Here is a 14,917-nt window from a genome sequence, read left to right on the forward strand (position 1 = left end):
TTATATACGCGAATGCTGCTGTAGTTTTTCCGGATATTCAAAAAACCAGAGTTTTTTCTCCGCTGGCCAGAAGCGTGCCCATTCCGATGTTTGCACATGAAAAGCCACCACACCACAGGTAGGAATATGCTGAATGTTGTACGCCGTCAGTGCATTGGCAAACAAGGTGATACCGGGATTATGCGAAACCAGGCCAATAGATTTCCAGGTATCGGGTAAGGCTGTAATGGTCTCGATAAAATCAGTAAGATCGGCCTGATACAGCCTGGGCTGCCACTGAATGACATCTTCAGGATAATTCCATTCACGCGCCATGATGCGCGCTGTGGTAGCTGCCCGCAATGCAGGACTGCTAATAAGTAGTTCCGGTACGGCTTTGAGCTGCTGAAGACGTTGTGCCATCCGCACAGCATCTGCTTCACCGCGCTCAGTGAGCGGACGATCGCGATCTGTAGCATTTGCCGGTGCTTTACCTTCCGGCCAGTCGGCCTTAGCATGGCGGATGACCAACAATGTTTTCATGCTATCTCATCCCGTTAAAACTGTCTTTTGGCAGACAGAAATAAAAAATGTATGTACAAATTTACAAATCCGACGCACCCAAATATATTTAAGGATAAATTTGCTTTTCGTCTCAATATTCTGTTATTTTTGAATACTCAATTTGAATCCACATCCGCTGTTTGTAAATCATAAGTAATTACACAATGCATCGCTTCATCCCACATACGCTGGCTTATGTTTGCATCGTGATGCTTATTGCCAGCTGTCATTCGCACAATCAACAATCCGCGCAAACCAGTCAGCAGGACAGCCTGCAAGCGCTGGAAAATCAGATTCTGCATGTGCACGATAGCCTGATGGGAAAAATTGGAGATTTGCGCCGGGCCAGTGCCACGATGCAGCATCTGCGCGATTCCCTGCATTTGCAAAATGCTGTATGGGATAGAATTATCAATCAGCTAAGCCTGGCCGACAGCGCCATGTTCAACTGGATGGGACAGTTTGACATTGATAAAGATACAGCACAGCCTGATCTGCGCAAGCAATATTTAATTACCCAGCTGCAATATGTTGAACAGGTAAAAGACAGCATGTATCGTGCTTTGGACAGTGCGCAGATCTTACTCAAGCCTTACACCGAACGATAAAGCAATTCAAAATTATCATCAAACACAATTAAGCCGGAATGATAACCCGGCTGCAGCAAACCTGCCTGCTGATCCATACCCATGGCTTTTGCCGGATACCAGGATGCCATGCGTAAAGCTTCATCTAATGCAATACCTACCTGTTGCACACAATAAGCTACTGCTTTTAGCATGGTGAGTGTAGAACCAGCCAGCACCCCTTCCTGATTCACATATCGGTCTTTTTGCCGCAAATAAATATAAGGCTCGTTTTTGCTTTCTTCCACAGCATCTGTAATCAAAAACAACCTGTTGCCCATGATAGCTTTGCTTATGCGGATATTGGCCGGATGCACGTGAATTCCATCGGCAATGATGCTGGCATATACTGCTGGATCTTCAAAAATAGCGCCCACCAACCCCGGATCGCGTGTTTGCAAGGGCGACATAGCATTGAACAGGTGAGTAGTCAACCGGATTCCGGTTTTTGTAAATGCCTGCCTGGCTTGTTCATAACTTGCAGCACTGTGTCCGGCCGAAACCCTGATACCCGCCTGCAGCAATATTTCTACACATGCCGCATCACAACACTCCGGTGCCAATGTAAGGGTACGAAGGGCATCTTGGTGTTCCGTCAGCTGTTTGGCTTCATCCTTTTGCAGGGGACGAATGTATTTCTCCACATGGGCACCTCGTTTTTGCGGGTTGATGAAAGGTCCTTCCCAATGCACGCCTATAGCTGCTTTTCCGCCACGATCCCGATATTGCCGGTAAGCCTCCAGAGCTTTTTGCATCAGTCCGGGTTCATTGGTTGCTATGGTAGGCTGAAAATACAAGGCTCCTCCTGCCTTGCAATATTGTTCGGTAGCTAAAATTGTCGATACATCCGGATACAGGGAAAACAATTGACCATTGCCACCATAAATCTGCAAATCAATCAAACCGGGAGCTATGTGATTTCCCTGCACATCTATCCGTTGAAAGCCTTCCGGAATGGCGCTTTCCGGGACAATATCCAGTACTTCATAGCCATCCATCAGCACGGCAAGATGTTTCAGTATTTCTTTACCCGTGTAAATGAAACCATTGTAGTAAGCCTGTCGCATAGATAAACTTATTCATGATTCAGAATGGTAAAACGATCCCTGTCGCGCAGAAAAGGAAAATGCTTGCGCACCTGTTGCAGATGCTGTGCCGAAAGGGTATGGGTAATAATTTCAGGTTGTGGATGAGTGGAATGATAAAGCCATTTCCCTACAGGATCCACGATAGCAGAATGACCTGGATATTGTGTTCCATGCGAAGCATGCGGTGTAGCCGGTGGTTCTTCTCCTACACGGTTTACACCTATCACATAAGCCTGATTTTCCAGAGCACGAGCCCGCAACAAAAGATCCCATGCTTCAATGCGCGATGCCGGCCAACTGGCAATAACAGCCAGTACATCGTAAGCTGCCGATCCATCGTCCGTAGGCTGCTGGGCACACCATACCGGAAAACGCAAATCATAACAAATGCATAAAGCAATCCGCCATCCGTTAACCTGCACAATCAACTGGCGGTAACCCGGTGTGTAATACTTGTTTTCCTCCGCATAGGCAAACAAATGCCGCTTATCATACGTACCAAAATTACCATCTGGCTGCATCCAGATCAGGCGATTCCAGTAGTTACCCTCGTCGTAAATAATCACACTGCCGCATAGAATGATCCGATGCTGGTAAGCCAGTTCTCTCATCCACTGCACAATTTTTCCATTCATAGGTTGCGCCAGCTTTTCAGCATGCATGCTAAATCCGGTTGCAAACATCTCCGGAAGAAATACAACCTCTGTTTCACCGGGAAGTGTGGCAAGTTGTTGTGCGATCTGTTGCAAATTTTCATCTATCTGCTCCCACTGTATGTCAATCTGCATCAAAGCTATGTGAAGATGTGATTTCATGGTTTATTCATCCTGTAAATCCTGAATATGATTCCAAATCTGTTCAATGTATTCTGCTTCATATCCTTTTTGCAAAAAATAAGACATAATTTTTTGTTTCAGCAGAGGAGCACTCAGATTTCTACCAGCAGCTATTTTGGATTGCATTTGTTTTTCCAACACTTTCAAATATTGATCCGTATCTATCTGTGCCAGTGCTTTTTTGATCAGATATGGCGAAATTTGTTTTTGCTGAAGGGCCGAAGCGATTTTTCGTTTACCCCATTTGTTGATGTTGAATTTGCCAAGGGCAAACTGAATAGCAAAACGTTCTTCATTCAGATAATTTTCCTCTATCAAACAGGCGATATATGTTTCTGCCTGTTGACCATACACACCCAGCTGATATAATTTTTGCTTTACTTCCTGATGGCATCGCTCCTGATAAGCACAGTAATGTGTAATTTTTTTCCAGATTACAGATTGTTTGATATGCTGACAATCCGACATGTTGTTGCATCATTGAGTATCTGTTTCATCTGTGCGCACAATCCGCAGGCGTGCATAATTCAGCATGATTTTCTTTTCACCACTTAATTCAAAACGGATAGTTGCAATCGGGTTAGATGCATTCCCATCAATGGAAAGAATCATCCCATATCCGAATTTCTGATGTTCCACTTTCATTCCTTCTTTCATTAATCGGAAATCATCAGGTTTAAAATCTGGTGAGGGCGTATGCACAGCAGTTGCAGGTTTGTGCTGAGAAAATGATAAGTTGCCGGAAGAAGGAGATTTTCTCTGTGTTTGATGCTGCCAAAAGCTACTGCCGTGATTTGTTCTATAATCCCTGCCTAATGGTTTTTCAACATAATCCGATGGTAGTTCCGATATAAAACGGCTGGGATCATTTTGTACAAAATTGCCAAAGCGATATCGGTTCATGGCATAAGTAAGCCATAGTTTTTCTTTCGCACGTGTAACGGCCACATAAAACAGTCGCCGTTCTTCTTCCAGTTCATCGCGTGTGTTAATTGACATAGCATTGGGGAAAAGTCCCTCTTCCAAACCTACCACAAATACACAAGGAAATTCAAGTCCTTTTGCTGCGTGAATAGTCATGAGCTTTACGGTATCACTCTCTTCTTTTTCATCATCTGCATCGGTGAGCAAGGTAATCTGCTGCAGGTAGCTTCCCAGGTCCTTATCTGCCAGTTCACCTTCACTGTCGGGCGTTTCTGTAAACTCTTTAATGGCATTCAGCAATTCCTGCACATTCTCATACCGGGCAATGCCTTCCACACTCTGATCATTGTACAATTCCTTTACCAGTCCGGATGCTTTACCTGCCTGCACAGCCACGGTATAGGCATTTTCCTTGCTGAGCAGCAGCTGCAGGTTTTTAATCATCACTACAAAATCTTCAATCTGGTTAACCGCGGCCGAACGCAGGTCATATTTCCTGATATTTTCCAGCACCTCCCAAAGTGATATTCCCTGTTCACGGGCCACCAACAAACATTTTTGCAGGGTTTGCTCGCCAATACCACGCGCAGGATAATTAATAATCCTTAATAAGCTTTCTTCATCTTTAGGATTAACAATCACACGCAGATAAGCAAGGAAATCCTTGATTTCCTTTCGTTGATAAAAAGATATGCCTCCGTAAATTTTATAAGGAATATTCAACCTGCGCAGATGTTCTTCAAAGCTTCGGCTTTGTGAATTGGTACGGTACAGCACGGCAAAATCCTTGTTGGCATAGTGATTTCGTAGTTTTTGTTCGGCAATGGTATCGGCTACAAAGCGAGCTTCATCATGTTCTGACAGCAGGGAAATCAATTTAATTTTTTCTCCTTCATCATTTTGTGTCCACAGCACTTTGGGGAGCTGGCGCTTGTTATAGGCAATCACTTCATTGGCTACAGAGAGAATACTACGCGTACTGCGATAGTTTTGTTCCAGTTTTACCACCTTCACATCTTCATAATCTTTTTCAAACTGCAGGATATTCTGAATGGTGGCTCCGCGGAAAGAATAAATGCTTTGTGCATCATCACCCACTACACAAATATTTTCATGCACGGCGCCCAGCAGCTTGATGATAGCATATTGCGCTGGATTGGTATCCTGATATTCATCAATCAGGATATACTGAAACTTATGCTGGTATTTATGCAACGCATCCGGGAAACGGGTAAGCAGCACATACATCTGATACAACAAATCATCAAAATCCATAGCCCCGTTCTGAAAACAACGTTTAGCATACCATTCAAAGATCTTTCCGATCATAGGCCTTCCAGCCCGTGTATCTTCCTGTATAAATTCCGGATATTGCTGATATTCTTCCCAACCGATCAGGCTGTTTTTTGCATTGGAAATGCGGTTATACACCATGCCGGGGCGATAATGTTTATCATCAAGCTTCAGTTCTGCTATGATTTTTTTCAATACATTTTTGGAATCGTCTGTATCATAAATAGTAAAATTAGACGGATATCCAAGCCTGTGGGCATCTGCGCGCAATAAACGTGCAAATACCGAGTGAAAAGTGCCGATATATAAATTACGAGCTTCTGTACTGCCCAGCATCCGTTCAATGCGGGCTTTCATTTCATTGGCTGCCTTGTTGGTAAATGTCAAGGCCAGGATGTGAAAGGGATCTACTCCCTGTTCTATCAGGTAGGCAATGCGGGCAGTGAGCACTTTGGTTTTGCCAGAACCGGCACCGGCAATTACCATGAGTGGCCCATCGATATGTTGTACTGCTTCACGCTGGCGTTCATTGAGTTCGTCAAGAAAATGCATGGTATGAAATTAGAAATTTTTTATTGGCATGAATATCCATCTCCCGGCAAATTTAACAAACTCCCGTCCAATAAAGACACACTAAAGTGTGTATTCCGACAATGATTTTAATCTTCTATCCTGTTTTTCATTTTGCCCAAAATAGCAAAAGCATTTCCTGCAGCAACCTGCAACCGAAGCCATTGTTCTGGCTTCACATCAGGCAACGCAATCCATCCGCTATCTGCTTTACCTGTTCGCACGGGTGTAAGCACAAATGTATGATTATCATGTGCCACAAAAACATAATCTTTTCCCTGATAGTGAACCACGGCATGATCCGGTACGGCTACAGAACGTTCATGACCCAATGTAAAATTTCCCGATACATACATGCCAGGCAACAAACCGGATGCATCCTGCAAAAAATGGCAATGCAAAAGACCGGCCCTGTTGCTATCCACATTCCGCGTGATGAGCACCACTTCCACATCATAAAATTTTCCGGGCTGATTAGGTAAATACACTTTTCCACGGATCCCGGGTTTAAATAAATCTATATCTTCCTGAAAAACAGTCATGGCTGCATGGATATCACGGGGATCAACCAATTGAAACAATACATCCGTGGGCATCACATATTTTCCGATGTTAACATTTACAGAAGCTACATATCCGTTGATAGGCGAACGAAGCCGAATGATAGAAGAAAGCTTATCGGGTGTAAGTGAATCAGGTTCAATACCCATCAAACGTAGTTTGGCAGCCAATGCATGAAACTGAATTTGCTGAGCCTGATATTCGCTTAATATTTGCTGATAATTTTTCTGGCTGGTTGCCTGATTTTCACTCAATGCCTGCTGGCGATTCAACTCCTGCTGTAGAAAGGCCAGACGTGTTTTTGCAGTAAGATAATCCTGCTGCATCTGAATATATTGCATGTCCTGCAGTTCAGCTATTACTTCCCCTTTTTTAACATGATCGCCAGGAAGCAAATGGGTATATTTCAAAAATCCACCCACGGGCGATGAAATAGAAATCAGGTTTTGCGGAGGTACATCTATTTGTCCGTTCAGTTTCACCTGAGTATAAATATCTCTAATCTCAGGATGCACAAGCTGTATTCCTGCATTTTGCAATTCCACATCACTCATTGTAACCACGCTATCCTGCTCATTTGCAGCTATTGCTTCGCTTTGTGTTGATGGGCGTGAGGGCGATGAACAAGATGTCCACGCGATAAGAACAACAAAAATGAGTTTTTTCATATGCAAAAGGTTTAAAATTCAGTTAACAAATCATGTAAAGTGATGGCTGCAAGCCATTGATCTCTGATAGCTTGCAGATATTGAAGCCGAATGTCGCTCACCTGGCGCATGGAATAGATCCATTCCATATAACCTATTTCTCCGTTTTGAAAACGTTGACGGGAAAGTTCCAGGGTTTGATCCGCAACCGGTAATTCTTCTGATTCAAGCAGGTTCACCTGATGGGTGTACTTCTGATAATCCTGCCATACTTTTTTTATTTGCATTTGCAATGAAAGCACAGACCATTCATATTCTTTCCTGCTTATTTGTTCCATAATTCTGGCTGCATCCACACGTGCACGATAAGGCTTAAGAAACAAAGGAACATTAACACCCAAAATCAATGAAGAGAATCGAGTGGATGAACTATAGTACTGTTCTGTACGATCTTTCAGTGTATGCCAGCCAGTAAAAGATTGATTGACATATCCAATTGACAATTCGGGCAATAAACTTGCTTGTTCAGTTAGCACATTTTGTTTGAACATTTGCATGCGGGATTGGTAATATTGCACATAAGGCTTCAGATAAATTTCACTGGTGTCAAACACCTCATTGGATGGAACAAAAGGTGTGGTGGCTACAATCACCGAATCTGTTTGCAGCCACTGCATAAGTTGTTGCTGAATAGCCTTCAGATCGGCTTCTGCAGCTATTTTTTTCAAATGCATAAGCCGTGCTTCCTGCTGAAGGGTATTTCTTTCAAGCAATGAAAATTCACCTTTTTCATATTGCAATTGAGCCAATTGCGCATATCGCTGATACAGGCTATCCAGCCACGATAATTCCTGATGCAGCGCTTGCTGGTATTGCAATTCCACATAATTCATCTGCATCAAGTGGATGATAGAAGATTTTTTCATCTCACTTTCATACCTGGTTGCCTGCAATTCAGCTTCATAACGTTTTTTCAATCTTATGTAATAAGCCGGCCAGGCTATGCTTTGTGAAATATTCAGACGCGTATCAGCAAATGGGCCGTTTAAATTTCCATATTCTGCAATTAACTGGGTCTTCGGAATATCTGATGCTGTTTTTACCAAAATTTGCTGATAATATACCTGAAAATCACTTGCCAGCCATCTGGGATCATGAGATGATATGCGTGAACGAAATGTTTCCCAGCTGATCGGCAGAACCGGTTGTTGCATCTGCTGGCTTTTAGCAGGATAAGATATCAACATGACCATCAGCAGTACAAGCATGTGAGAGGTCTTTATTTTTGGCAAACGAACACGCTCAACGATGAAGTAAATACATGGCAAAACAAACAGGGTAAGAATAGTGGCGGTTATCAATCCTCCGATTACAACAGTAGCCAAAGGCCTTTGTACTTCTGCACCGGAAGACTGGCTGACAGCCATTGGCAGAAAACCCAATGAAGCTACAGAAGCCGTCATCAATACCGGACGCAGCCTGATGGATGTAGCTCTCAATATTATGTGGCTCAATGGCCAATCATGCATTTGCCTCAGGCGATTCATTTCACTGACCATCACAATGCCGTTTAGCACAGCTACGCCAAATAAGGCAATAAAACCTACGCCTGCTGATATGCTGAAAGGCATGCCTCGTAACCATAATGATAATATACCCCCAACAGCTGACAACGGAATAGCAGAAGAGATCATAAGACCATATTTTAATCGCTGAAATGCCAGGTATAAAATCAATAAAATCATCACCAATGCTACTGGTACAGCAATCGATAATCTGCGAGTTGCATGTCGTAGATTCTCATACTCACCACCATACGTGATATAATATCCCGGTGGAAGATGTAACTGTCGGTTTACCTTTTGCTGCAATTCATTTACAAGGCTTTGCACATCTCTTCCACGTACATTGAATCCTACAATAATTCTTCTTCGTGCATCTTCTCGTTGTATTTGATACGGCCCATCTTCCACACGGATATCAGCCACATAACGCAAGGGAATAATGGTACCATCCTGAAGTGAGACGGGCAGATTTTGTATTTCAGTTAGGCTATCACGTTGTTTATTTGCCAATCTTACTACCAAATCATAGCGCCTGTCTTCTTCAAACACAGAACCCGCAACTGCACCGGCATATGCAGCCTGAACTGCCCGGTTCACATCTGAAATCTGCAAACCATATTGCGCCAGCGCAGCTCGATTGTATCGGATGACCAGCTGCGGAATACCTGTAACTGTTTCTACATATAAATCTTTTGCGCCCGCAATCGTTTGTATGATATCGCCTAATCGCTGCGCATAATGTGCAAGCGTATCCAGGTTATCACCAAATATTTTACATACCACATCCTGCCTGGCACCTGTCATCAATTCATTGAACCGCATTTGCACTGGAAACTGAAAACCCGTTGCAATTCCAGGAACAGCCTGCAATACATGACTCATCTGCTCGGCCAGATCATTAAAACTCTGTGCTTTCGTCCATGTTGATTTATCTTTCAGGATTACCATCATGTCCGAAGCTTCTACAGGCATGGGATCCGTGGGAATTTCACCGGAGCCAATTTTCACCACCACTTTTTCCACTTCCGGAAAACTATCAACCAGCAATTTTGCTGCCTTTTGAGTGGTGTGAATGGTATTGCTAAGTGAAGCACCTGTAAGCAAACGAGTATCTACAGCAAAATCTCCTTCTTCCAGCTGAGGAATAAATTCTCCTCCCAATTTCATAAGAATCCATACAGATATGACAAAGAGCAATACAGAACCACCCAGCAACACTGCTGGTTTCCGAAGTGCCTTAATTAACCAGATTTTATACTTTCTTTGCAAATACCGAATGGCATGATCTGCATAGGTTTCTTTTACTGATAGTTTATTTCCCAAAAACAATGATGAAACTACCGGGACATAGGTTAATGATAAAATCAAAGCACCTAAAATGGCAAATGCAACGGTTTCAGCCATAGGTCTGAACATTTTCCCTTCAATACCCTGCAAACTCAAAATGGGTAAATACACAATCAGGATGATGATTTGGCCAAATGAAGCAGAGCTCATCATTTTACCGGCTGATTCGCGGACAAGCTCATCCATCTGCTGCCGATCCATTCGCATGGTGTTCGGCAAATGAGTTAAATTTCTCAGTTTATGCATCACAGCTTCTACAATGATTACGGCACCATCAACCAACAATCCGAAATCAAGTGCACCCAGGCTCATCAGATTTCCACTCACTCCCAGAAGGTTCATCATGGAAAATGCAAACAACATACTCATGGGAATCACCGATGCCACGATGAGTCCTGCCCGCAAATTGGCTAAAAACAATACCAGAATGAAGATAACTATCAAGGCCCCTTCAATGAGATTTTTCTTCACCGTGTGGATAGCATTATTCACCATTTTCGTGCGATCCAGAAAAGGCTCAATGGTTACACCTTCCGGTAATGTTTTTTTAATTTCTTCAATTCTGCGTTTCACATTGCGAATGACTTCGCTGCTGTTTCCTCCCTTTAACATCATCACCACAGCACCCGCCACTTCCTGTTGATGATGCTTATTCACATAAACCATCGCTCCATAAGGAATCGCATGCCCGATACGTACATCCGCTACATCTTTTACATAAACCGGCACACCTTCCACACGCTTGATTACAATTTGCCGGATATCATCCAGATTGCGAACCAATCCTTCGGTTCTGATGAATAATACGTTGTTTCCTTTTTCAATATAGGCTCCTCCTGCATTCTGGTTGTTTTGGGATAAAGCCTGATATACATCGGCAATGCTCAGATGATAGGTGTTTAACCGATCCGTATGTACAGCAACTTCATACTGCTTTAATAAACCTCCAAAACTGCTCACATCTGCTACTCCTTCCGTACCCAATAATTGCCTGCGCACAATCCAATCCTGAATATCGCGCAGGTCCTCCAAACTATATTTTCCTTCATAGCCGGGTAAGGGCCTCACCACATACTGATAAATTTCACCCAATCCCGTTGTGACCGGACCCAGCTCGGGTGAGCCCATGCCATCGGGAATCTGCGACCTAACCTGTACCAATCGTTCGCTCACCTGTTGACGCGCCCAGTAAACATCGGTTTGGTCATTAAATACAATCGTAACCAAACTTAAACCAGAACGAGAAAAGCTTCTTTGCTCTGTAATACCGGGTATGTTGCGGGTTGCTTGTTCTATGGGAACCGTAATGAATCGTTCCACATCAGGTGCACTCAGGTTGGGAGAAACTGTAATAACCTGCACCTGGTTGTTGGTAATATCAGGTACAGCATCAATGGGTAAATGCATGAGATTGTATATGCCATAACCTATCCATCCCAGGCAAAATATGCCTATGAGAAATTTATGGCGGATCGAAAAATTTATAATCGCTTGCCACATGGTTTTCTTTTTTTACAACTTCTGCTTATGAAACAATACACGCTCATCCATTCCATCATCAGCAAACAGATGAACTTACCTGCATCATTTCAAAACATCCTCTTAAGAAGGAGATTTTTTATGGATGAAAAACAAACACATATACATGCTTTGCTTCACATCCACACATCTGCATACCAACGATGGAATCAAATAAAAGGATGGAAAAAGAAAACCTGATAACGAGGAGGTTTCAAAATTTCAGAGATGATATTAACAGGACATAAATCCTGGTTGTTTTGAGGAAGATGAAGGGAAGAATGTGGTTCTGGTGGAGATAATTGAATGTTCCGCGAATATTGCAAAGGCGTAACGATACTGCTGAGTGCATATAAACAAAGATCGTTGGCAGGAACAGATTTAAACGGAAGCTGCATATCCTGCTGCCAGTCAGCATCATAGATGATTTTCCCGCTGTAATGCAAAGAAAAAAAATCCAACAGACTCATCTGTGGATTTTCATGTTTATGCGTAATATAATGTTGAATCAGTAAAGGCACACGCAAGAATTCATGACCTTCTACAAAGGCCAGAAAATAAATCTGAAGGAATACTATAGCCAGGAGGCGCCTCACGTCAACAAAGTTAAATCATCCTAAATTTTTGACCAAATATCCGCACAATCGTTTTCCTGGCTGCCAATTCTGGTTGTTGGTTTTTGATTTTTTTGGTTTAACAGCTTTTCTGAACATGGTACATATATCCAGCATAGCGGCTTTGGCAAATCTGGATCATTCTATGCTTATGCTGATCTACGGTCTATTTACATGCCCTCACCTGCTAAAATCAGGTACGCTTTCTCAACCAAAAGGGGTCCGGATAGGCATCATCGGGAGTATGCGTTGCTTCTGCAAGCTGTTTACCCACCTGTTCCAGCTGAGCTTCGCTCAAGCATTGCTCCAGATAAGGGAACAGCTCCCGTTCTTCATACCGTACGTGTTGATTGAGTTTTTCAGCAAGTGTGGTTAGCAAACTAACATCTTCGGATAAATTCGCATCCATCTTATCAGGCGCAATCAATTGTTGCTTAATTAATTGTTCTATTTCCCGATGCTGGGTAACGGCTTTTTTCACCCTTTCATCATCGGGCATCAGCACAAACAAAATCTGTTCTTCCTCTTGAAAATGCGGAATGATATAACGCTGATGAAAATAAGCCACATATTTTTTGATACGGGGGGTATCGATCTGCCATTCCAGCCCCTGGCCTATTTTCCAGCAAAACAACAAGGCATAATGATGATCGCGTGAGAGTTGCTGAATGGCGGGATGGCGTTTAATAGGTTTAGACATCAGGAAAAATTTTGCACACCCAATAAAATAGCTGCTGTGAATAAAGCAATGATTTTGATAATTTCCCCTACCACATAATTGATATGCACCGATTTACCGGAATAATTTTTCCCTTCTATCAGGGCATCAGCCTGAATTTTTAAAACAGGCAACCAGAAAATGGTTTGTATCAACAAAATACACAGAGCTGCCGCAAAACAAACTGCCGTAATGAGATGAAGGTGGTCGGGTAATAACAATACACCTGCAGTAAGTATCACGGCGCAAACCCATTCCATGCGGTTCAATGCCGTGAATACCCTTTTCCCGATGCTCAATCCGATAGCTTTGGTTACACCCGGCGCACGAAATTTCAACCAGGCTTCCATAAAACTGATGGCTATTACCATGCCTATCCATAAAAAACACGCAGCCAATGCAATCCATTCACCGGGAGTTGTACGCAACATGTTTTTGATTTAGGTTACATGTACTTCAATCTGTTTGCAATATCAACATCATTTATACCACATGGAAACAAGCAGCCATGCTTGCTGCCAGATTTGACAGAAGTTTAACACGCACAGCTCCAGGTTCAATCTGCCGGTACATCCACGATCCAGGTATTATCCCAATTGGCCCTTACGGTGATTTTTCCCGGAATGGCAATCACTTTTTCCGGCTGGCGGGGATGCGGGCCGTAGTAAGAGCCTGTATCCCATCTGCCGTTGTCATTTTCATCTTTCAGGACGCGAAGCTGATAGTCGCCCGGATCAAATAAGGGAATGCGGACGGTAGTTTGCTGAATAAGAGTATGATAAACCACACGCTGATCTTTTACGATCTGCAACACATTATGATGATAGCCTGTATCCAATCCATGCAGTTCTAATGTTACACTGCCGTAATCCGATAGTTTTTTGGTTTGAAAAGCAAGTGTATCCGCTTTCAAAACCTGATGTGCCGTATCCATAATGGCGCTATCGGCTATGCGCAATTGATAAGGCATATTTTCCTTCCACTGTGCAAACACCTGTAATTGCTGATGCAGGCTGTCATCCAGTTTAATATGAAATGTCACCGGATGAAGCAATGTATCTTCCAGCAATGAGATTTTATTGCTGTCAATAAAGGCAACAGGTTGTGAAAATTGCAGTTGCAGGGGAGCAATAAGAGACTGCCTGCCATTATCCAGATTCATTTGTACGGTAAATGAATGTGACTGACCGGATGGTGATGTGGAGGCTGATGATGAATGCTGCCGACTTGTATCAGCTGGCACTTCCTCGCGGAACAAATACAGCTTCAATCCCTGAATATCCCCGTGCAAGGCTATGGGATGGTTCATAAAAGCAATGGCTTCTTTTCCTACATCATCGTACATCAGGCTGTTGTTCTCTTCTTTGAGGGCAAAGATTTTAAATGTATCTGCCGGCAGATTGTGCAATAAAAAATGACCGGTACCATTTGTTCGCGTGTAATACAAGGGTTTTTCCCGGCTCACCACTGAATCCCTGAGATTTTTATACAGCATCACAAGCACGTTGCTGTCGGGCAAGCCTGTTTCGGCATCCAGCACGGTACCGCTGATTTGCAGAGAATCCAGGTAATTGCCGGTTGAAAAAATATAGGAGAAATCCGGGATGGCATTGCCTTCATCGATATCTTGAATGGTATTGCCGAAATTGATTTGATAAGTAGTATGGGGCTGCAGGGTATCTTTCAGCAGGATGGTAATGGTACGCAGCTTGACATTAACAATGGGCTGGCGACGCAGGCGGGGTGCAAAGATCAGTACATCGTTGTAGTTATTGGCCAATTGTACATACTCATTGAAGGTGAACACGATCCGATCACTATGGAAATGCAGGGTAGAATCGGGCGGTACAGCCGATACAAGCACCGGTGGAATGGTATCTTTTGGTCCACCCGAAGGGGGTACAATATTGGCACAACGTTGCCATAATGCACACAAAAAAAGCAAGCACGAAACGATGGCGACGATGGAGGCTTTCCATCTGCTTTTGGCATACCTGATCATATCCACCCAAATCTCAGCGAAGGTACTTCATCCTTCGCATTTCATCATGCGCTTATCGGCTATGC

General features: G+C 43.3%; 12 protein-coding genes. 1 reads left to right on the forward strand and 11 read right to left on the reverse strand.

Annotation, left to right across the window (positions count from 1 at the left end; all coding sequences use genetic code 11):
* Nucleotides 1-522, reverse strand: a complete 522-nt coding sequence (locus tag BM367_RS05060) for a SixA phosphatase family protein (RefSeq protein ID WP_092458590.1) — start codon at nt 520-522, stop codon at nt 1-3.
* A gap of 185 nt (nt 523-707) precedes the next feature.
* Between BM367_RS05060 and BM367_RS05065 the strand changes: the two genes are divergently transcribed.
* Nucleotides 708-1,151 (forward strand): hypothetical protein, encoded by a 444-nt coding sequence (locus BM367_RS05065; protein WP_092458592.1) that lies wholly within the window; start codon nt 708-710, stop codon nt 1,149-1,151.
* Here the strand turns inward: BM367_RS05065 and nagA are convergent.
* The 10 genes from nagA to BM367_RS05120 all read right to left on the reverse strand — a co-directional run bounded on the left by nagA (nt 1,136) and on the right by BM367_RS05120 (nt 14,852).
* Complete coding sequence (gene nagA / locus BM367_RS05070; RefSeq protein ID WP_092458594.1) at nt 1,136-2,236, reverse strand: N-acetylglucosamine-6-phosphate deacetylase; 1,101 nt, start codon at nt 2,234-2,236, stop codon at nt 1,136-1,138. The two genes, BM367_RS05065 and nagA, sit on opposite strands and share 16 nt — an antisense overlap.
* A gap of 8 nt (nt 2,237-2,244) precedes the next feature.
* On the reverse strand, nt 2,245-3,072 hold the full coding sequence (locus BM367_RS05075; protein WP_092458596.1) for a nitrilase-related carbon-nitrogen hydrolase: 828 nt from the start codon (nt 3,070-3,072) through the stop codon (nt 2,245-2,247).
* Nucleotides 3,073-3,075: 3 nt separating this feature from the next.
* A complete protein-coding gene (locus tag BM367_RS05080) occupies nt 3,076-3,561 on the reverse strand; it encodes a regulatory protein RecX (RefSeq protein ID WP_092458598.1) in 486 nt (161 codons plus the stop codon).
* A 9-nt stretch (nt 3,562-3,570) separates the two neighbouring features.
* Nucleotides 3,571-5,862 carry an ATP-dependent helicase gene (locus BM367_RS05085; protein ID WP_092458600.1) on the reverse strand — a complete coding sequence of 764 codons (2,292 nt, stop codon included), beginning with the start codon at nt 5,860-5,862 and terminating at the stop codon, nt 3,571-3,573.
* A 107-nt stretch (nt 5,863-5,969) separates the two neighbouring features.
* Nucleotides 5,970-7,109, reverse strand: a complete 1,140-nt coding sequence (locus BM367_RS05090) for an efflux RND transporter periplasmic adaptor subunit (RefSeq protein ID WP_092458602.1) — start codon at nt 7,107-7,109, stop codon at nt 5,970-5,972.
* Nucleotides 7,110-7,120: 11 nt separating this feature from the next.
* Nucleotides 7,121-11,500, reverse strand: coding sequence for a CusA/CzcA family heavy metal efflux RND transporter (locus BM367_RS05095; RefSeq protein WP_092458604.1), 4,380 nt, complete (start codon nt 11,498-11,500; stop codon nt 7,121-7,123).
* Nucleotides 11,501-11,688: 188 nt separating this feature from the next.
* On the reverse strand, nt 11,689-12,114 hold the full coding sequence (locus tag BM367_RS05105) for a hypothetical protein (protein ID WP_092458607.1): 426 nt from the start codon (nt 12,112-12,114) through the stop codon (nt 11,689-11,691).
* Between the two features lie 211 nt (nt 12,115-12,325).
* Nucleotides 12,326-12,832, reverse strand: a complete 507-nt coding sequence (locus tag BM367_RS05110; protein ID WP_092458609.1) for a hemerythrin domain-containing protein — start codon at nt 12,830-12,832, stop codon at nt 12,326-12,328.
* Nucleotides 12,832-13,281, reverse strand: a complete 450-nt coding sequence (locus tag BM367_RS05115) for a hypothetical protein (protein ID WP_092458611.1) — start codon at nt 13,279-13,281, stop codon at nt 12,832-12,834. The genes BM367_RS05110 and BM367_RS05115 overlap by 1 nt, the downstream gene beginning before the upstream one ends.
* Nucleotides 13,282-13,406: 125 nt before the next feature.
* Entirely contained in the window at nt 13,407-14,852 is a 1,446-nt protein-coding gene (locus BM367_RS05120) for an Ig-like domain-containing protein (RefSeq protein ID WP_092458612.1), read from the reverse strand.
* Between the last annotated feature and the right edge of the window lie 65 nt (nt 14,853-14,917).

The organism is Thermoflavifilum thermophilum, from assembly GCF_900116565.1.
In the GTDB taxonomy this organism is placed as follows: domain Bacteria; phylum Bacteroidota; class Bacteroidia; order Chitinophagales; family Chitinophagaceae; genus Thermoflavifilum; species Thermoflavifilum thermophilum.